This window comes from Photorhabdus africana, assembly GCF_035181445.1.
Taxonomy (GTDB): domain Bacteria; phylum Pseudomonadota; class Gammaproteobacteria; order Enterobacterales; family Enterobacteriaceae; genus Photorhabdus; species Photorhabdus laumondii.
In genome coordinates this window covers 13,475-36,185 of sequence record NZ_JAXBVE010000045.1, presented here as the reverse complement: position 1 = coordinate 36,185, position 22,711 = coordinate 13,475, and the positions used below count along the sequence as shown (strand labels likewise).

Annotated in this window: 7 protein-coding genes and 1 pseudogene; all 8 read left to right on the top strand. The window is 44.2% G+C overall.

Annotated features, from left to right (window positions below):
* Positions 1-1,411 precede the first annotated feature (1,411 nt).
* Positions 1,412-1,557 (top strand): annotated as a pseudogene (locus tag SLS51_RS24280) (transposase); the annotation flags it as partial.
* A gap of 467 nt (positions 1,558-2,024) precedes the next feature.
* Positions 2,025-3,422, top strand: coding sequence for an amidase (locus tag SLS51_RS24275; RefSeq protein ID WP_323840244.1), 1,398 nt, complete (start codon positions 2,025-2,027; stop codon positions 3,420-3,422).
* 61 nt (positions 3,423-3,483) lie between these two features.
* Complete coding sequence (locus SLS51_RS24270; RefSeq protein WP_323840243.1) at positions 3,484-4,899, top strand: cytochrome P450; 1,416 nt, start codon at positions 3,484-3,486, stop codon at positions 4,897-4,899.
* Positions 4,892-14,449 (top strand): non-ribosomal peptide synthetase, encoded by a 9,558-nt coding sequence (locus SLS51_RS24265; RefSeq protein ID WP_323840242.1) that lies wholly within the window; start codon positions 4,892-4,894, stop codon positions 14,447-14,449. Before SLS51_RS24270 ends, SLS51_RS24265 begins: the two co-directional genes overlap by 8 nt.
* A gap of 9 nt (positions 14,450-14,458) precedes the next feature.
* Complete coding sequence (locus SLS51_RS24260; protein ID WP_323840241.1) at positions 14,459-17,149, top strand: type I polyketide synthase; 2,691 nt, start codon at positions 14,459-14,461, stop codon at positions 17,147-17,149.
* Positions 17,150-17,268: 119 nt separating this feature from the next.
* Positions 17,269-18,243 (top strand): 2,3-diaminopropionate biosynthesis protein SbnA, encoded by a 975-nt coding sequence (gene sbnA / locus SLS51_RS24255; RefSeq protein ID WP_323840240.1) that lies wholly within the window; start codon positions 17,269-17,271, stop codon positions 18,241-18,243.
* 19 nt (positions 18,244-18,262) lie between these two features.
* Positions 18,263-19,294: a 2,3-diaminopropionate biosynthesis protein SbnB gene (gene sbnB / locus SLS51_RS24250; protein ID WP_323840239.1), complete on the top strand. Its 1,032-nt coding sequence runs from the start codon at positions 18,263-18,265 to the stop codon at positions 19,292-19,294.
* A 135-nt stretch (positions 19,295-19,429) separates the two neighbouring features.
* Positions 19,430-22,711: a non-ribosomal peptide synthetase gene (locus tag SLS51_RS24245; protein WP_323840238.1), complete on the top strand. Its 3,282-nt coding sequence runs from the start codon at positions 19,430-19,432 to the stop codon at positions 22,709-22,711.

Here is a 22,711-nt window from a genome sequence, read left to right as displayed (position 1 = left end):
CATCAAAGCGAAACGTAGACGAATATGGATGAAAACCCAATTTTTGGAGCGAGTATTACAGGCGGGTTTTGCTAATGTGAGTGATATTTAATCATTCATGCGGTTGCCCTGACTGTCCACCCTTTGCTTGCATTCAGCCGACTGGCAAGAAAGGCACCTTCCCAATCTGCATAGTTATCGAGTAAGAAAAATAAAGCATTTTTCATCCCCAACTTCTTTTTGTACCTGAGTTTCAAATCATTAATCAGTATCTCTATTCTTTCAGATAAAAGGTGATATTTCTACTTTGTAGGATTGGGTGACATTTTAAAATTGGTTTGACGAATATTCTTTAGAAATATATAAGTGTGGAGTGCAGATGGTTCTAATTGCTGTATCGTATAGTGCTATTTCGGCTAAGGCTATTTGATCGTGGATATGTAATGCAATGTGAGTGAATACTTGATCAAGATTATCAACAGCTCTATACCAAGTGTCAGTATACCAATGTATTAACCATATATGGATGCCTCCAGTTTGCAAGAACTGAATTGATACGGTTTGCGACTATATATCCGGCGTCATTATGGGCTAAATCACCCGTGCCATAATGTCATCCAAACCTTGTTTCCTTTATCACTACTGGAAATAGATACCTTTCATTGCACTATATATTCCATTTTATTTCTGACCAATTCCTCGGTTATTGGGGCATTTTATTCACCAAGGCAATAACGGATTTATTCACTCCGTTGCGTGATATGAGCCCTTTCAGCCCATGTTATGACCCGTTACATCGGTCATCCGGTATTTTACTCACCCGATAAACGACTGAATGGTCACCGTGGATAACGTGTTGTGATACCCAATAAGTTGATTTTTCACCACAACTGTACCCTTTGGGAACCCACCCTAGGTAACTGGCAAAATGACGGCTATTTCTGAATTCAGAACCGTTACTCAAGACTCTCATGGTAGATCACACGTCCGGAAAACCACCACTGAGTATCTTCCTGTTGTAAATTGAGTTGATTAAGCCACTTATTCAGTGAATTTAGTTATTGCTCCAGTTCACTGAGTTAATTCAGTAACACGTGAAATAACAGTCTGCTTAGTAAAGTCAGCTTATTTTCTGCATTTTCTAGATGTTCCGGCAGGCATTGCCTTATCCTGTGAGTACCTTCTGGTACCGTGATACTGTACTCAAGACCCAATCCTCATATTGGGTTAACTTTGGGAGGGCTGAAAAGTCCTCTCATTGGCAGGCTAACTGTCTAGGAATTTAGCCCTACTTTGTCCTCTTCTGTCTTTTTTATCGCAACATTCGCTACAATAATTCGTCTATTTGCGTGTCCTCTGGAGTATTAAATTCTTTATCATAAAGCTAAGCAAGTTTATCAATTTGTTAGATGGGGTTTGCTACTAATGTCGTCATACAAAAAACCTCACTTTGATTTTGAACAATTATGGCATTCACGGAAGTAGGAAAGTTCGTGATTGGTTAGCCAGTAATCCTAAGTTTAACCTGTTATTTTTACCTGTTTATTTCTTTGGTTGAAAAAAATCGAACGCCTATGGTAATTTCTCTAAGAGACTATAATATGTGGTTATTATTAGCAATATATGTTAACCACATTGGAGCATTTATTATGTGAATCTACCACGTATCACTATTATGAAAATTTATTTAGTTTGAATCGGGATTTTTAGCTTGAATTTTTGCGGGACTAGACTATGGTTTAATTAAAGGAATTTGTTTGAATAAACCAAGTTAAAAATAAATTCTTGGAATGTAGAAGTGATTAACTATGGTATCACTCAGATGCATGGGCGTCTTTAAAATAAAATTTATTCAAACTTATCGACTAACTTCTAGCTAAATATTTATTCTTCGATTTATATGATTCAGTAAGATCTAAGTGTTAGCGTTTGGAGTTTCTCTTGGTAGTTGTTTGAGTCTATGTATATTTTAGCTTGTCGGTATTTAGTTGTATAGAATCTATTATTTCCTGATTTATTTCAGGCCATGTTTTGGAAGGATAGGGATGGAATTGGATATATTAAACAGTAATGCAGCACAAATTGTTGCTGCAGTGAAAGGTAGAAAAATTAGGGCAACGGATATCTTAAATGCCTACTATGATCAAATTGATCGAGTGAATCCCGTCATTAACGCTGTAGTTCAAATCAACCGCGAGTTGGCATATAGACAGGCAGAAGAAATTGATAAAAATGTTGAAAAATTTAGGCATAAAAAACTATTAGGTGTTCCTTTTACGGTCAAAAATACATGTGCAGTACAGGGCTATCAGCCAGATAAAGGCTGTATTGGCTTAGTTGGTCAAGAATCTAAGATGGATGCAACTGTAGTGGCAAGACTTAGGCAGGAAGGGGCGCTTCTACTAGGGCTAACTAATACACCTGAATTAAGCATAGGCTACGAAACAGACAATCTACTTTATGGGCAGACCAAGAATCCTTTTGATCTGGGTCGCTCTTCTGGAGGTAGCAGTGGTGGTGAATCGGCAATCATAGCGGCACGCGGATCATTAATAGGAATTGGTTCGGATGCCAGTGGTAGCCTACGGGTTCCAGCACATAGCACTGGTATAGCAGCCCTCAAGATGACCCAAGGGCGGGTACCGCTTACAGGCCATATTCCTCTAGATTGTATGGGATTATTCAGCCAATTCATATCGTTCGGCCCGATGGCCAGGACTGTTGAGGACTTGAACTTGATAGCTCCTATCATGGTGGGACCAGATGCTCTTGATGCACATGTGGTGCCTGTATTATGGCGACATATGGAAGATGTTAACTTATCTCAACTGAAGGTGGCTTTTTATACCGATGATGGAATTGCGGTCGCTTCTAAAGATATCGCTGATGCAGTTAAAAATGCTGCCTATGCGTTGAGACCAGATGTTGCAGCAGTGACAGAATGTCGGCCGGAATGTTTGTCTGAAATGGATGTTTTACTATCGAATAGTATCCTGTTAGGAGGTGATGAGGGAGAGTGGCTCAGTGATATTTTTAGAAAGCTCAAACTTGATAATCCGTCACCGTTGCTGCTCGAATTTTACGAGTTAGCCAAGAAAAGTAAGATGTCTATTACTGAATTGCGCTGGAATTGGGTTCGATTTGATCAGTATCGACGCACAATGCTTCAGTTCATGGCCGACTATGATGTGATCCTATGTCCGGTTGCCGCTACCACTGCCAAATTGCACGGGCAGTCATACAAAGAGGTTAAGGATTTTAGCTATTCTATGTGTTATAGCTTGGTCAATTGGCCGGTTGTTGTGGTCAACATCGATCAATCCTCTGAGGGGCTGCCGATTGGAATTCAAGTAGTTGCTCATCCTTGGCGCGAAGATGTAGCGTTGGCGGTAGCTCGACATCTTGAGTGTACTTTGGGAACACTGGTGCATATTCCATTTTGAGCCTTGCGTTAAGGCTTTGCTTTAGGTCGTATCGATTGACTACCATTTTCAAAGGTGATTTATGGGTGAGGATGAAAATAATAGAAATTCTTTGGGAAGTTTCCAGCAGGCAGCATTTTCAATGGTAGCTGCAACTGCTTGGCAAAGCTGTTATTACCGTTTACTTACTTGTCTTAAGACACCTTTTCAACTAGTTGGTATTTTCCGTAATTCGCAGGCATTGCGTTGTCGATGTCATGTATACGCTTATATAAAGCGCAAAGCGGCCCTGAGAGATGGTAGCTTACGTCGTTTCCTGCGATTGACTACGTTTGCTGGAGATTACTGTTTTTTAATTGGTGCCGATGAAATCCGTGGATTAATGCAGTACCCTCGTTTAGAGAAGGGAGAACTTATTGGAGAAGGCAGGCAATTGTATATGATTGCTGATGCACTGGGGCATTTCCGTATGAGTAAGGAACGTCAGGATGCCAAGCAAAAACGGAATATCCTCACTCACTTAGTAAGTGATCCTAAGCGCTATGTGCAAACTATGCAGGCATTAAGTCAGCAATTAGTGACATCTTGGCAGGCACAACGAGCACCTTTCTCGGTACAATCTTCACTCAGTACGTATACAGTGGAGGTTTACCTTCGTACTTTGATGAATTTCCAAGGCAATCTCAATGGTGTCAGCGAAATTTTGGAGCGACAGATTGAACTGTTAGGGCAGGCTTTGGTATATCGTAAAGCAGCCGATTTCAATGAGCAATTCCAGCAACTTAAGCGGCAGTTGGTCAAAAAGATTGGTAACGATGTTGGTCTGTTATCAACTACGGATTACACTGATCGGCTATCTAGATATATCGATCAGCATTACAAATCCATTCAGGACGAAGCTTTTGCTACTGGTTTGAATGGAGCTGTACTGGCAGGGTATATGGCACCGTTTCCCTCTTTTATTGCTTTGGTCTATGAGTTGGGTCGACATATTCGTTATCAACAGGAATTACGGGAAGAGCGAAGTAGCTTTGATGGCAATTATCAGAGCTACATCTGTCGTGATGATACGCTGCTGCACGCTTGTGTACATGAAGTGCTGCGTCTACATCCTGCACAGCCTTTCATTTTTCGAGCCACCACTTGCGATGCTCTGATTAACGGTCATTTTGTTAGGAAAGGTACGGAACTGATTGCTAACGTTTATCACGTGCAACGTTGTCCTTTACTGTGGGGCAACGAACCGAACACTTTCCAACCTCATCGTTTTCTGGACAAGCCTGAACTCTATCGCCATCCCTTCTTGGTCTATTCTAGTGGGCCGAACAATTGCATTGGGCAGATGTTTTCACGGCTTTCCCTGAAGGTTTTGTTGGCCGAGCTGGTTGATGGTTTGAGCTGGCAGGTCAGCAACGGTGAAGTTGAACATGAATTTCACTTCGCACTGTCGATGGGTCAGTCTATGATGATCCAGGTAACGGAGTGCAAATATGATTAAACAGGCAGTGAACCGTTTTCAGAAAAGATTCTATCTTGAGTGGGTATTGGATAGGTCGAGTCAGATTTATAACACTCCGCTAATTTATGAAGTGGATGGCTCACTTGACGAAAAAGCTCTTTTGGCTGCTCTGACTTATTTTGTCAACCGATACGATATTGGGTGTCGTAGCCGTTTCTGCGAAGAAAATGGTGTTATTTACCAATTAGTTTCGGATCATATAGAAGTGGTTCTCCATATAAATAGGGACGAGCAGGATATCGATCTCGACGCGGCTATTGAGTATGAATTAGACCATAATTTCGATTTATCATCAGGGCCGCTCTTCCGATTTTCTTTACTTAAACGGGGGGAGCGTTCTGTTGTGCTGCTAAATTTCCACCACATTATCACTGATGCCACTTCGGCCATATATTTTATTGAAATATTGCGCCGCTGTTATTTGCATTTTTCAGCAGGAGTGCCGTTACAGTTACCTGGCAATGCTATGCCGGATAATGGTGGAGATACTGAATGGTTGCTTGCCAAGAATCGCGATGATGTTGCGTTCTGGTGTAACCAATTATCTCAACGAGGTTTACATGTCGAGTTGCCTAGGCAAATCCAGGTGCCGGATTCCAGTCAGAAAGGTGCGTCACACTTTTTTGAATTTGGTACAGAGTTAACGGCTATGCTTAGGCAGTTTTGCAAGGTGCATACTTGTACTCCATTCATTGCTATTACTGCAGTAACTGCTGTGGTGTTGTCTAAATATTCTGGTAAGCACGAGCTAGTGCTAAATTACCCAGTTGACGCTCGCCCCGCCGGTGCAAAAAACATGATTGGCTGCTTCATCAATAACTACCCATTGATATTGGAACTGCGGCGCGATAATTCCTTGCTTGAGTTAGTAACTGATATCAAGCGTCAGCGTAAGCAAGCTAAACAGTACACTGAATTCAGTCTGACAGAGGTCGTTCAGCAACTGCGTAGCAAGGAAGAACTGACCGAAGGAAATCTGTTCAATATTACAGTAGTAGAGGCTTATTTCGATGACAAACTGCTAGACATGGGGAATTGTCACTGGCAACCGTTACCGCTTAAACATCTGCAGGTAGCTGGAGATTTAGTCTTCGCTTATCAAAATTGCATTGATAATGTGCGTTTTCGACTTGACTACCGGCAGGAGCTCTTTGCTTCGGTGTTCATTGCAAGATTGGCGCAAAGTTTTTGCTGGGCGATGAGAACTCTTATAGCAAAGCCATTTCACCCTATCAGCGCTGATGCTGTGTTGTATCCTGAGATGCGTCAGCATTTGCAAATGCTTGCGTTGAACGCCCCTCAAGTTAGCGCGGGACAGGATGGAGTATTAGCGCGTTTCTGTCATGCTGCTAACTGTTTTCCCGAGGCGACAGCGCTACGTTATCGGAGCAATTCGATGACTTATCGTATGTTGCTTAATGCTGCCTGCATGATAGCATCCCGCTTGCGAGCTTGCTTGAATCTGTGTGATAAGGGTATACAGCCATTGGTTGGTATCTATCTTAGCCGAAAGGATCAGACTGTCGTCGCAATTCTGGGAGGATTAGGTTGTGGTTGTGCTTATGTGCCTATCGATCCCAAGATGCCAATAAGTCGGGTATATGAATTAATAGACGAGAGTGGTATGGAGGTATTGCTGACAGATCACGAACTGGGTGCCGGTTTGAAGGATTTGGGTAATACGCCAATGTTGTTGTATCTAGATGCAGTAGTACCAACCAAATCTTTGCCTCCAGTCAAACTTCAGTTGGCCAGCCCAGATCAAATGGCCTATGTGATCTATACCTCCGGATCGACTGGTCGACCCAAGGGGGTCATGATTTGTCACGGTGGTTTGGGTAATGTAGTAGCCGATTTCATCGATCTGTTGAATATTGATCAGCATGCTCGAGTAGTTGGTGCCACAGCAGTTGGTTTTGATATTTTTGGCTTAGAACTATTCGTTGCTTTGTGTACGGGAGCGTGCTTACTACTGCTTGATGATGAAGTAGCCGATGTGATTCGTCTGAAGGAGGCGCTTGACAGTTATCAACCGACTTTATTACAGGGTACACCTTCATTTTGGTCATTGTTGTCAATGGTGGGTTGGCGTCCGCAGCAACCATTGATTGGTTTGTGTGGCGGGGAAGCATTGTCGCAAAGTTTGGCCAACTACTTATTACATACGGCAGCTATTGTGTACCAAGTCTATGGGCCAACCGAAACGTCAATTTGGTCTTCGCGAAAATTGTTAAGTGACGATTGTCAATATGCAGTGATTGGTCAGCCTCTGCGTGCAACCCGTTTATACGTGTTGGATGAAACTCAGGCATTACTACCACTAGGTGCTAGTGGTGAATTATATATCGGTGGAGATGGTGTTGGGCGTGGCTATTATAGGCAACCGGGGTTAACTGCGGAGCGTTTTTTGCCTTTGTGTCCGTTTGGTGCTGGTATTGAAACTGGACCGTTGTACCGTACTGGCGATCGTGTGTACTGGAACGAAGAAAATGAATTGGTATATGTTGGGCGTCTCGACTTTCAAGTCAAAATCCGTGGTCACCGAGTTGAATTAGGTGAAATTGAGTATTATTTGAATCAACTATCGGGAGTTAGCCAAGCTGCGGTGCGAGCTTGGGATACTTCCGACCAGATAGAATTGACGGCTTATATTGTGCTAGAGCAGGGAACTACTGTGAGTTCTGACGTTTGGCGTGCCGCTCTCCGTAAGTGTTTGCCTTCTTACATGGTTCCCCAGCATTTTCAAATTTTGGACAGTTTGCCTAAAAATTTAAATGGCAAAATCAATCGGCAAGTCTTACCAAAACCAAAGCCTCAAGCTGTTGTGGATATTGTTGCTCCGAAAGGGGAACTTGAGCTCAAACTGGCTGCCATTTGGCGTCAAGTGTTGAAGGTAGATTCGATTGGGGTCACTAATCATTTCTTCGAACTAGGAGGACATTCGCTTCTGGCAGCTCAGATGCTGATCGCTACGGGTAAGGAGTTTGGAATATACCTCTCGTTTGGAGACTTGCTGCGGTACCCAACCATACGTGAATTTGCCGCTTATATTGCTGAAAACTCATGGACTACGGAAACACAGATTCTGCCCGAAGAGCGGGTGTCTTTCCCCTTGTCACTTGAACAGCGTCATTTATATTTTATTGATCGTTATGAAGAAGGTATCGGCCACAGCTTTAATCTGAGTTTAGTGCTGCGACTATCTGGGGACTTGGATGTTAGTAGCTTTAGTCGGGCATTACAAATGCTGATATTACGCCATGATATGTTGAATGTACATTTTATCGACGAAAATGGGCAGTTACGGCAACAATATGAACCTCGGATTTTGCCACTACTATTACCGTGTGCCGTCTGTTGTGACGATGCTGATGATATCATCTTGCACACGGTGACTTCTTCGTTCGATCTGAAGCGAGCGCCACTTTATCGTATAGAATTGCTACAATTGAATGAGCGAGAGTATCTGTTTGTATTTGTGTTGCCTCATATTATCGCTGATGGTTGGTCGCTTAACTTACTGAGGAGTGAGCTAGCTTCATTGTATCAAACCGAACGCCAAGGCTTACCCCCTAAATTATTGCCGCTGAAGCAGCATTATAGTACGGCAGTGGCACGCCAGGCTGCTTGGTTTACTTCACCTGATTTTGAGCGTTCTCTTAACTTCTGGCAGAATCAATTGGCCGACTATCAAGGAATGACTTTACCAGTGGATTTTCCACCTTCTTGCGAGCGTAGTTTTCGCGGTTCGCACCATTCGTTCGAGTTGTCTTCAGAATTGACTACGAAATTGAAGGCGTTGGCGCAGTGTCATCATGTCTCATTATTCTGCTGCCTGTATTGCTTGTTTGCATTGCAACTAAGGAGATATTGTGGTCAAAATGACTTGGTGATTTGTGCTCCCGCAGCCAATCGACAGTTGGGAAATGAGCAAGTGATCGGCTTGTTTGTCAGTATGTTACCATTACGTATCACCATTGACGATACTGAGTCATTTGGTTCGATGATACAAAGGTTCAGTTATGATAGCCAAGCTGCGCTGGTACATCAAGGCGTTCCGTTGGAGTCGATCCGTGCGGCTCAGCATGTTCACTATGGACCAGCTCACCCTTTGCTACAAGTGGTATTTGCATTACAGAATGCTAATGAGCGCTATACATTAGAATTGGATGGAGTGGAAAGTGAGTACTTAGAGGTTGAGGATGGGGTAGCGAAGTATGAGCTGTTTCTGAACATGCGCGAAACTGATGGTCGGCTGCTTGCTAATATTGAATACTCAACTGACCGTTTTACTACTGAGCGTATTGAACGAATGGGAGGGCATTTTGTTACTCTAGCTGAACAGGCGGTGTGTAACGATGGTTTTGTAGGTGAATTCGACATTGTCACTCAGGCTGAAGCAGAAAGCTTGGTTATGCATCCCCTGATTGCTAGCAATGAAGATGATAGTTTGATTGGTTGGTTCCGTCGTATAGCGTTTGTTTTCCCACATGCGGTGGCACTTCAGGATGGCGAACAAACGATGTCCTACTCTGAGTTGGATAATGAATCGTCCACTTTGGCGCGTCGTTTGCGATCTCGTCATCAGAAGGTATTGGGAAGAGAGCTGGCACCTGAAAGTTTGATTGGCTTGTGTTTTGAAAGAGGAATGTCGTTGATAGTTGCGATGTTGGCCATTCTAAAGGCAGGTGGTGCCTATGTGCCGTTGGATCCGCATTACCCGAAACAGAGGCTGCGTTACATACTGGCAGATAGCAACATAGACTTATTGCTGTCAACTCATACTTGTTTTCAATCCAATGGTCTGACGGGTATATTGCCGTCCAATCGCTGTGTGATGCTTGATTATGACGGGGATGGTGATTATGCGGCAGAGTCGTTGCCTGAAGTACGAGCCGAGCAGTTAGCTTATATGATGTACACCTCTGGTTCTACTGGAAACCCGAAGGGTGTACAGTTGAGTCATCACAATGTGGTACGTTTGTTCCGTTCCAGTGCACCATTATTTGATTTTTCTGAACACGACACTTGGTGTTTATTCCACTCTTATGCTTTTGATTTTTCTGTTTGGGAAATATGGGGCGCACTACTATACGGCGCGCGGTTGGTGATTGTATCCCATCAAGTCAGTCGTGACCCGGAACAGTTTAGAACACTACTTGTGCAGCAAAGTGTCACCGTGCTCAACCAAACTCCCAACGCTTTTGTCCGTCTGATTGTTGAAGACGTTTCCCATAAAGACTGTTTACTGTTGCGCTATGTGATCTTTGGTGGTGATGTGTTACAGGTAGCGACTTTAGGCCCGTGGTTCCATAAGTATGGAAATGTGACTCGTTTGGTGAATATGTATGGTATCACTGAAACCACAGTACATGTAACTTTTAAGACAGTGACAGAAGATGATCTTTTTTTACCTTTCCGTAATGATATTGGTCGGCCAATACAGGATCTGACCGTGTTAATATTGGATCAGCATCGTCGTCTGTGCCCGGTAGGAGTGATGGGAGAATTATATATAGCAGGTCCGGGACTAGCGCGTGGTTACCTGAATCAGCCGGAATTGACTAGGTGTTCCTTTGTGAGTGAGCCACGCTTGCTTAACGGACTGAGTTTGTATAAGACCGGCGACTTAGTACGCTGGCTTGACAACGGGAATTTGGAATATCTGGGCCGTAATGACTATCAAGTCAAAGTGAGAGGGTTCCGGGTTGAATTGGGCGAGCTACAGTCAATAGTGATGCGGTTGCCTCTGGTGAGCAATGCTCTAGCTGTTTATGATCGTATGCGAGATGGTATTGTACTCTACTATGAGGCGACAGAAGAAATAGAGCATGCTAGGTTATTCGAACATTTACGTCAATATTTGCCTAGCTTCATGCTGCCACAAAAAGTAGTGTATGTATTGTCTCTACCGTTAACCAGCAACGGTAAAATTGACCGTTCTGCATTAGAGGAGCTATCGGCCGTCGTCACCCCATCAATAGAATATGTTGCTCCTAACAGCCCTAGGGAACAAATATTGGCTGAGGTTTGGCAACATGTGTTGGAAGTACCAGTGTTGAGTGTGTACGCTGATTTTTTCACTGTTGGCGGTGATTCATTGCGAGTTCTGGACGTGATCCATCAGGTGAGGCAGAAAGGCTATATTTTTTCTCCGAAAGATCTATTTCGTAATCCGACGATAGCGCAGTTGGCCCCGGTGCTACGTGCTGCTGATTGGGTTCCACAACGGTGTCTAGTCGAACCTTTTAGTTTGCTGAATGCTGAGCAATTGCAGGCATGCTATGACGATGGCGATGATGATGTCTACCCAGCCACAGCTTTGCAAGAAGGTATGCTTTTTCATTCTGAGTTTACCGAACAGGAGCTGGCCTATCTTGACGTGATTTCTTGCCGCGTAAAAGGACCTTTCCAGCAGAATGTCTTTGAAACTGTTATGAAACGGTTGATGGAAATCCATTCAGTGCTGCGCACATCATTTCTGCGTAACAAGTTGGGACTCTGGCAAAAGGTCAGAGTGATAATGCCTCTTCCACTGAAGATCGTGGATTTGAGTGAAGCAGAAACTATACAACAGGAGCAATTGTTGATGGATTTCTTCGACACAGAACGTCGTTGTCGCTTTGTCTTGGAGAGTGGATCATTATGGCGTATTACCATACATCAATTGCACAACGAGTTTCATCTGACCCTAGTTTGCCACCATGCGATATTGGATGGATGGAGTGTTGCTGTGCTGCTGACACAGTTGTTGCAGCAATATGATCGCTCTCTTGATGGGCTACCTTTAGTTCTTGAAGCACATACGTTGTCTTTTCGCGATTACGTAAGTGATGAACTCAGAATACGTGCAGACCAAACTATTCGGCATTATTGGCAGCAGGTATGGTCTAAAAGGGAGCCAGTTTTTGTGGCGCCGGAAGCATCAACTGTATTGACACTTGTCAATGCCAACGGTGTTGATCGGTATCCGATTGTTTTGAGTGAAAAGTTGCAGCGAGCTTTATATGTATTAGTACAAAAACAAAATGTAGCGCTTGACGTCATATTACTGGCGGCTCATTTGCAGGCCATCAGCCGTTACACAGGGAAACGCGATGTGGCAACTGGCATGGCCAGCCATGGGCGTTTGGCGGAGGATGAAGAACACAGCATGTTAGGATTGTTTATGAACAGTACTCCTTGCTGCATGACGTTGGAGCCGGGCATGTCCCCGTTGGATTTCCTGCTGCAGTTGGCAACATACAAGGCGGATATACAGCCCTATCGTAACTTTCCCTTGAGCGACATCCAACGTGATACTCGTCGCGGCCCATTGTTTGACACTCTGTTCAATTTCGTTAATTTCCGGGTGTTTGAACAGTTGCGTGACTTGAATCATTTGCAAGTACTTCCAGGGTATTGTTACGAAGAAACAAATTTTTCGTTGGTTTGCCAGACTGGCTTAGATCCTGATAGCGGTGAACTACAAACGAGCATTGTGTACCAGACGGTGCGTTTGAGTAGATCTGATGTAGAGCGTTTTGGTTTATTTTTTACTGAGGCGCTTAGAGAACTGGCAAGTGTAATGCCAACCGTAGTAGAGCGAGCTGCTTTAGCAGCTCTGTTTCCGCCACGACATTGGACGGGTGGAAAAGGTACACCGTTAGGCGAGACGAATATCGCTAAACGAATTGCAATAATGGCGAAATGTTACCCTGAAAAAATAGCATTGCGGATGAAAGAAAAAGATCTGAGCTATCGTCAACTGGATGCTTGGGCTAATACTTTGGCGCATCAGATGTTAGTGAAGCACCGAGGAATGCAACTGACTGGTTTGAGGGTAGGGCTGTTTGCTTCTAGAGAGTTGGTGACTATTACTGCTATGTTGGCGATTATCAAGTTGGGTGCAGCTTATGTGCCGCTAGATGTAGGCTATCCGCAGGCTTACCTTGAACAATTGGTGCAAGATAGCAAACTGGTTTGTATCGCAGGTTGTGCAGACGTATTGTTGTTGCATGATTGGATCTCCCCAGAGAAAAGTTTCGTATTGCCATTGTATTCAGAGGTGAACTTAGAATGTGATATTCCTCCTAAGGTTGATGTGTTGACTGACGCTGGGGTGGCCTATGTTATGTATACTTCTGGCTCAACTGGTGTACCAAAGGGAGTAATGATTGAGCATGCTGCCATTGTGCGTTTGGTGGTAGAAACAAACTACATTTCTATCAAGCCGGGTCACGTTGTAGCGCAAGCGGCCAATCTGAGCTTTGATGCATCGACCTTCGAGATTTGGGGAGCCTTGCTAAATGGGGCAACTTTAGTGTTGGTGCCACAGGATTACTTGCTTGATGGTGAACGTTTCGAAGCTTTTCTACTGAAGGAGCGTGTTGATATCCTATGGTTGACTGCGCGGTTGTTCGATATCTATGTTAACACTGGCCGAGCTTCTATGTTTCGTCATTTGAGCTATTTGCTGGTTGGTGGGGATATGTTGAATCCAGACACTATATCTCGAGTTTTACTCTGCCCAAACGGACGACCGAGATATTTTCTTAACGGATACGGCCCGACGGAAAACACTACTTTCACTTGTGTTCATGAAATTAGCGAAGCTTCAATGCAGAACGGGAGAATCCCAATTGGTGGCCCTATCGCGCATACTCAGGTGTATGTATTAGATGAGATGGGTAGGGAGGTGCCAATTGGTGTGAACGGCATGTTATATACAGCAGGTCTTGGTTTAGCTCGAGGTTACTTACACGCTGATGAATATAATTCAGAGGCTTTTGTGGAGCTTGAATTGCCCGATGCGGATAGTGCCACGCCCCAACTACGACGTCTTTACCAAACCGGAGATATAGTACGCTGGTTGCCGAATGGTGAGTTGATCTTTATTGGACGGAGTAATCGTACAATTAAGGTAAGCGGTTATCTAGTGGCTCTTGATGAGCTTGAGGCTATCGCATTGTCCTGTCCAGGTGTCGAGCAATGTGTGGTTGTCACCGGTAACAATGAACGACGGCAGTTGTTATTATATTTCAGTAGTAGCGAGGCTCATTCCAGTGCTGAGGTTGTACGAATGGAACTCAAACAACGATTACCACACTTTATGGTACCCGCACATGTAATTAGGTTGCCTACCTTGCCACTTAACCGTAATGGAAAAGTGGATTTGACGAAATTGCCACCACCGTCGTTTAGTTCTGTCGTAGGCATGGGTCAGCCACTGTCGAATCTGGTTCAGCAACGGCTGTACATAATCTGGAACGAATTGTTGCAGATTGCTGAGATCGGTCTGGGAGATAGTTTCTTTGAACAAGGTGGTGATTCGTTGCTTGCTATACAATTGCTGCATCAGATAAATATGAGTTTTAAGGCAAATATCACAATAGTCGATATATTTCGGTACCCAACAATTGAAGCCATGGCTCAGTATTTGGAAGTGCAGCCCAAAGTGGTGGAGCAAGTTGGTATTGATAACAAGATGCGACTTGATCGTCTACGGTCGCTGAGAGTACGACTTCAAGCATGTATCAGCATAAAGTAGGGTATTTCAATGAGCGAATCGATTGAAAATGCTATTGCAATTATTGGTATGTCATGCAAATTACCGGTAGGAGAAACGCCTGAGCAATTTTGGCAGGCCTTAGTAAATGGAGTTGAAGCAGTTAGCTTTCTCAGTAATCAACAACTACTGGATAATGGTGTGTCGGTTGAGTATTTAACTGATCCTAATTACGTTAAGGCTGCGATAGAGTTGCCTGCTAGGCAGTTCTTTGATGCTAGTTTCTTTGGTATTTCACCACTTGAGGCCAGCTTGATGGATCCACAGCAACGACTATTACTGGAATGTGCTTATCATGCGCTTGAGCATGGAGGCTATGCACCGGAACAGAATTCTCTGGAAACCGGAGTATTTGTTGGTGCTGACCCCAGTAGCTATTTTGTACAGAATATCTTGTCCAATCCTCAGATGATGGTCAATGCCGATCAGATGCAATTGATCTATACAAATAGCTCAATAGCTACTCAGATAGCTTATCGCCTCAATCTGAAGGGACCTAGCCTAGATGTTAATACCGCATGTTCTACTTCACTAGTGGCTGTACATCTGGCTTGCCGGAGCTTGTTGCTTTACGAATGCGATATGGCATTAGCTGGAGGGGCATCGGTACAGGCAGCGGAACCATCGGGATATCAATATCGGCTAGACGGTATCTTGTCACCTGACGGTCATTGTCGGGCTTTTGATGCAGCGGCAGCAGGTACGGTACCAGGGCAAGGAGTGGTGTTGGTCTTACTTAAGCGCTACGAAGACGCTCTTAGGGATGGTGACTCTATATATGCATTGATACGGGGTTCAGCTATTAATAACGATGGGGCAAATAAAGTAGGCTATACGGCTCCCAGTGTTGATGGGCAAATTATGGTTATGAGACGTGCATTGGCAATGGCGGAGTTGCTTCCGGAGCAAATTAGCTATGTTGAATGTCATGGCACAGGCACATCACTCGGCGATCCAATAGAATTGACTGCATTAGCTGAAGTATACGGCGGTAAATTGGAAACTTGTCAAGGAGGATGCTACTTAGGTTCATTAAAAACTAATCTTGGTCATCTGAATTCAGCGGCTGGCGTTGCAGGATTGTTGAAGGCAGCATTGGCCTTACATCATCGGCAACTCCCACCATCGTTGAATTTTACACGGTTGACGCCAAAAGTTAATCTGGAGAGTAGCCGGTTGATTGTCAACACCCTTCTACGTAAATGGTGCGACGGCATTGAGCCATTACGTGCTGCTGTTAGCTCGTTTGGCATTGGAGGAACAAATGCCCATGTGGTGCTGGAAGAGCATGTTTCTTTTCAGACGCAGATTTTGTCCAACCAGCCAACTTTATTGACTTTATCGGCCAAGACATCAGAGGCGTTGGCGCAGAAACGACGCGATTTTGCGGCTTTCCTTAAGGTATCCCCCAATAATACCTTTGTGAATGCCTGTTATACTGCAAATGTTGGGCGTAGCTGTTATAAATATCGTTATGCGTCTGTTTCCACTAATCCACAGTCATGTATTTCCCAATTACTTGAAACAGACGAGCGTTCTATGCCGGTTTCTGCTCCTCTCGGTGTAGTGTTTGTATTGCATGATGGTGGAGTATCTTTGATTGAGTTAGGGCGCGTGCTATATACAAATTTGCCTTATTTCCGTCAGATAGTGGACATGGTGGCAGACAAATCTAGCTGTGAGTTGGCTGGTGAACTGTTATCTGATGAGGTACCGATTGATTGTGTTCAGCGCCAAATGCTGGTGTTTACGGTGTTGTATGCGTTGGTTGCGTTATGGATGCATTGGGGTGTTCGACCCACGTTAATGATAGGGGATGAGATTGGTGAACTTGTTGCGGCTTGCCATGCAGGAGTCCTTGATTTTGGTGCGGTAGTATGCTTGATTCGCTTGCGCATACAGCATTCTGATGATTGGGCTAAAGATTCGTTTATTTCCGCTTTCGAGAAAGTGTTATGGACACCACCTAAGTTACCTTACGTTTCCAGTCTGACAGGTGCTGATGTGAAGACTGAGATTATCAAACAGAGAGAGTACTGGTTGGAACCGCGCCAGCAGAATGTCTTTTTGACCGCAGTGTGCGAAGCTGCAGATAAGCCTGAACTATGTTTGCTGATTTTTTCGGACATTTCTTCTTGGGACAGTATGTTTACTTCCGAGCAACAGAAACGTTGTTTCTATAGTGTACTATCTAACGATTATGATGGTCTGACACAAATGTTATCGGCGGCGGCGAAACTGTGGGAAAACGGGATTGAACTAGACTGGAAGGCATTCTATGAAGGATCTCAACAGCGTATTGCAATTCCAATTTACCCTTTTCAATCACAGCGCTACTGGCTGGATGTATTGCCAACTTCTGTCAGGGAACCACTATCGGCAGCTGTTTCTTACAGTAAGCCCTTGGTTCTGGACCATTCTACAATAACCAGATCATATGTACCGCCATGTACTGAAGTGGAACGTGAGATTGCGGCAATTTGGTCACAACTTCTCGGTGTTGAACAAGTTGGAATTACGGATAATTTTTTCGATCTTGGTGGGCATTCACTTCTTGCTACCCAAATAAACACCCGGATATATGCTGCGTTCGGTATTCAGCTAACATTGGATGATTTATTCAATATGCCAACTATCAGAGGTACAGTGGAGCTATTGATGGAAAGGCAGTTATTACAATAGAACAAAGAGGCAGTTGTTACACAGGGCTGGGCTGAGTACTACATTATAAACCTCGCCACAAAGCATAGCTAAAGACTTGCATACTTTAATTGGAGCCAACACAGTACAAAAGAGGCTATATGATAATCAAATCTCCAAGTGACTTAATTTTTGACGATGTGTTCATGGAATTGCCGGGGATAGTCGCACAAACTTCGGTATTTGTCAAGCTTGAAGGACTTTCCGCGAGCGGTTCAATCAAGATCAAGACAGCTCTACGTATGATTGAGCGTCTTGAACTCGAAAGACAGTTGGGGCCAGGTCGTTCATTAATTGAAAGCTCCTCAGGTAATCTAGGTCTGGCTTTAAGTTTGATCTGTGCAATCAAAGGATACCCTTTCATTTGTGTTAGCGATCCAAATATTTCTCCATATACCGCTAAGTTAATCAAAGCATATGGGGCGCGTCTGATTATTGTTAAAGAACGCGATAAGAATGGTGGTTTTCTGAGTAGCCGGATAGATCTGATCAACTCAATGCTGGCAGCCGATAGTAATCTAGTTTGGAGTAATCAGTACAGCAACATTAACAACGTTGAGGCACATTATTTGAAGACAGGACCTGCGATTCTGCGTGAATTTCCTGATCCGAGCTATGTGTTTGTTGGTGTAGGGACTACTGGCACGTTGGGGGGGATATCTCGTTATTTGCGTCAGTATGCGCCGGATACCAAGATAATTGCAGTCGACACTATCGGCTCAGTTACATTTGGGCAACCATCAGGGGCGCGTCACATCCCTGGTCTGGGTACCAGCCAGCCACCAGAGATACGGCAACATTCTAGTTTCGATGATCTAATGATGGTGAAAGAGGAGGATGCGTTAAGCATGTGCTATCAACTGGCACAGCGTGGCATATTGCTTGGTGGTTCATCGGGCACTGTTTTGTGCGGTGTGCGACAGTACGCGGGTCATATTGCACCAAGTGATTGTGTAGTCGCGATTTCACCAGATCTGGGTGATCGCTATATCGACACTGTTTATAACCCGGATTGGGTCAAGCTCCATTATCCCTATTTCAACTCGATCAATGAAACCGTTACGATTCCTATTTGACAAGACACTGGAGATGAAATTGAAATACAACAAACAGCTTACATTGAAGATTATTGGAGCAGATCATATTGAGCAATGGCTGAGAGCACATCCTCTACGGGTATTTGAGCGGGTGCGGCAAGTGTATTTGGACCATGCACAAGGGCGAACAGTCAATCCAGACAGTAATTTCCTGTGTTTTCCCGACAGTGATATCAATCGTATCATCGCGCTGCCTGCGGCTTTGGAAGATGATAATCCGATTGCTGGCATCAAATGGATTGCCAGTTTTCCGCATAATGTTAAGCTGGGGATTGACCGTGCTTCTGCCTTGCTGATTTTGAATGATCGCTACAGCGGCTATCCACTAGTCTGCATGGAAGGTTGTACTATCAGCGCTGCACGCACAGCGGCTTCTGCAGCAGTGGGAGCGCACTATCTGCACCCTACGTCGAAATATATTAGAGGACTTGGCATTATTGGTTGCGGCCCTATCTCTTATCGAACGGTGAGCTTTTTGTTGCAACTAGGGTGGCGCATTGATTCTATATCATTGAACGATTTGCTTCCTGAGCGGGCTAATTTGTTCCTGCAAAAATGTGCGCATTACGATATTCCCTGCAACATAACATCCCAAGCTGAAGTCATTCAGTCTTGCGATATGGTGGTTTTTGCCACTTCAGCGGTACGCCCAAGTGTCGAGCAGCATCATTGGTTTTCCCATTCACCGACGGTCCTTCATATATCACTGCGTGATTTAGCACCTAACGTAGTACAAGTTGCGCAAAATATCACTGATGATGTTACACATTGTCTGAGGGCAAATACTTCTCTCGAATTGGCTTGGAGAGCAGTTGGTCACCATCGCTTCATCGATGGGGACATTGCTGATGTTATTGTTGGGCATATTGTGCCTGATCCAGAAAGACCGAGAATCTTTTCGCCGTTTGGTATGGGTGTGCTGGATTTGGCTCTTGCGCGCGATATTGTGACTGATTTGGATGTCAATAATGTGTTAGAGATATGTGATTTTTTCCCAGCTCCTTACCAGAAACAGTCTAAGTCATATTAAGAATGGAGAACTAATAAATAAATGTCAGTATATGCGCTGTAGTGAAGATGTATGTTTTGTATAGGAGCACATAGACAGAGGAAGCATCAAAATGATGCTGTATCTTAGTATTTGAGCAAGATTAAGGAAGTAAGTATGGATATTGTTGAAGAAATATCGGATGGTATGAATCGCAAGCAGGAGCAATATAGTTTGGAGCAAATATTGTTGTCAAGACGTAAGACTTCTGTACCAATGATTGTGCCACAGGTGTGGAGTAATGTCGAGAAACCAGTTCCGTTATCAATGGCGCAACAGCGTATCTGGTTACATGAGAAGCTAGAGAAATGTGGAGCCCTTTACAATATGCCTTGCGCCTTGCGTCTACGAGGGAGTCTGGATGTGGAGGCTTTGCGTCAAGCGATTGAGTTGCACGTACAGAACCATAAAGTGCTGTGTAGCCGTTTTATTGAGTGTGATGGTAAACCGCAGCAGGTATATAGCCCTATCTCTCGGCTTGAGTTACCGGAGTTATTGATGGCGAATGAAACAGAAGCAATATATTGGATGAGTTGCGATGCGGATATACCTTTCGATTTGGAGGAAGGTCCACCATTGCGTTGTCATCTGCTGTGTCTTAGTGAACAGGATCATATCCTGTCGTTGACCATTCATCACATTGTATTCGACGGATGGTCGCAGGGTATCATGCTACGAGAAATTTCTTGTGCTTACAATGCATTTACCAAAGGGCAATCGGTTCATTTAGATACCCCGCAGGTCCAATATGCCGATTATGGTTCGTGGCAAAGATCATGGTTGGAAGGAAAACGGATGCAGCAACAATTGATATTCTGGGCTGATCAACTGCGGGGAGCGCCAGCTCTGCTAGTTTTGCCGACAGAGCAGCCTCGCTCGGTGCAGCAAAGTTATGAAGGTAGAACTTTACACTTTAATATTGATGCTGGGCGTACTGTTCGAATCCGCCATTTGTCCCGGGAGCTAAATGTAACTTTGTATATGTTGCTGCTGGCGGCTTTTAACGTGTTGCTATCACGATATAGCAGTAGCTACGATATTGTGATCGGTTCCCCTGTCGCCAATCGTTTTCCTAAAGAGACGGAAGATCTGGTCGGTTTTTTTGCCAATACGCTGATTATGCGCAATCAGGTAATTCCAGAACAAACCTTTACTACATTTTTGCAGCAAGTAAAAAAGAATGCCTTAGCTGCTTACGCACATCAGGAAGTTCCTTTTGATATTGTAGTTGAATATTTGCGACCAGAGCGTAGCCTGAGTTATAACCCATTGTTCCAAGTGGAATTTGTATTGCAACAAGCAATACAACGGCACTTTACGTTGGAAAAAGTACAAGTAGATGTTATGGCACGCGACAACAGTTATACAAAGTTCGATCTGACCTTGTCTTTGGAAGACGGAGCTGATGTATTGCATGGTCTGATTGAATTCAATAGTCGATTGTTCTCTGCGGCATTTGCACAACGAATGGTGACCCATTATTTGACCATATTGGATAGTATATTGGGTGATCCGGGGCAACCTATTTGGGCATTGGAAATGTTGACATCGTCTGAGCTGGATACATTGCGTCAATGGGCTGGTGATTCTGAGCAGAGTATTGATCGGGGAATATTGCATTTCTTTGCCGATCAAGTGAGCATTCGGCCTAATGATATAGCCGTTTGTCATGGTGATGACCGTTTGAGTTATTCCGAATTAGAGCAATATGCTAATCGACTGGCACATGCTATGTGGCAGGCTGATGTCACCCAAGGAGAACGGGTGGCATTGTATCTAGATCGTGGTGTAGATTATTTGGCTGCCTTGTTGGCTGTATTCAAACTTGGTGCTGCTTTTGTTCCATTTAATCCGGAACAAAACATGACTCGCAATGCGCAGATGCTCCAGTCTGCGGAAATCAAGTTAATCTTAGCTAGCCCAACTTATGCTGAAAAGGTGGCTATGTTTGTTGATAGTGTTTTCATATTGACGTTACAGCGCGAAGCGCTGAAGAGTATGCCATCAATATGGCCTTATTCCCCTTCCTGGGTACCGGATGCTATGGCTTATATGATTTTTACCTCGGGTTCGACCGGTAATCCAAAGGGGGCTATGGTGACGCACCAAGGCATGGTAAATCACTTATTGGCAAAAATTGACGACCTTGGTTTGGATGCCAGCGATGTATTGGCACAGATCGCAGTACAGACCTTTGATGTTTCTGTGTGGCAATTTTTAGCCATGTTATTGGTAGGTGGGAGAACAGAAGTGCTAACGGGAGAAGTAGCTTGGCAGCCAGAACTATTACTACACCAGTTACAGAACCGTAAAGTCACAGTTATGGAGACAGTACCATCACACTTGGAAATTATCTTGGATGAAGTACAGTATAATGCTGCAACCTACATCTTACCTGATTTGAGATGGATAATCAGCAATGGAGAACCGATATCAGTGGTTCTGGCTGAACGTTGGTTTGATATTTTTCCAGGAAAGCCTTTAATGAACGCTTACGGTCCCACGGAGTGTTCTGATGATGTCACTCACTTTATCTTGCTCAACAAGCCTACTAACCTAGGACCCTATTTACCTATCGGAAAACCGATTACTAATGCTCGTGTGTATGTTCTTGATGCTTACCAACAACCCGTTCCAGTGGGGGCAATTGGAGAAATTCACATTGGTGGAATTTGTGTTGGACTAGGTTATTTCAAAGACGAAGAGAAGACGTGTTATAGCTTTGTTGAAGATCGCTTGTCTGGTATTCAGGGCTCGCGACTTTATAAGAGTGGCGACTTGGCTCGTTATTATTCGGATGGTACGTTGGAGTTACTTGGGCGTAGTGATTTTCAGCTCAAGGTTCGTGGTTGCCGAATTGAGGCTGGCGAGATAGAGGTTGCATTGTGCCGACATTCGGCCGTTGAGCAGTGTTTAGTAATGGGGAGCCATGATCGAATGGGTTTGATTCAATTGGTGGCTTATGTTGTGTCGTCACAGCGCCCGGCTCCTAGTGCTGCTGTTCTGCAAGCATTTTGCCGAGAATTGCTGCCGGATTATATGGTTCCCAGCGGTATTTGTTTGCTGGATAAATTCCCTCTATTGCCGAACGGAAAGATTGATCGCGGAAAGTTACCGCCTATACACGTTTTTGAATTGAGAAGTGATCAACAATATCAAGCACCGCGCAATCAGATTGAAACGCGCTTAGTCGAAATTTGGGCCGAACTGTTAGGACTGCAAAGAGTTGGCATCACCGATAATTTCTTCCAGTTGGGAGGGCATTCTTTGCTAGCCGTAGAGCTAGTGTCGCAATGTCGAGAGGTGTTAGGCGAGCAGATATCTCTGCAGCTATTATTTGAATACCCAACCATCCAAAAGTTAATGGACTTTATCCACTCCACGCCACAGGGGGTATGA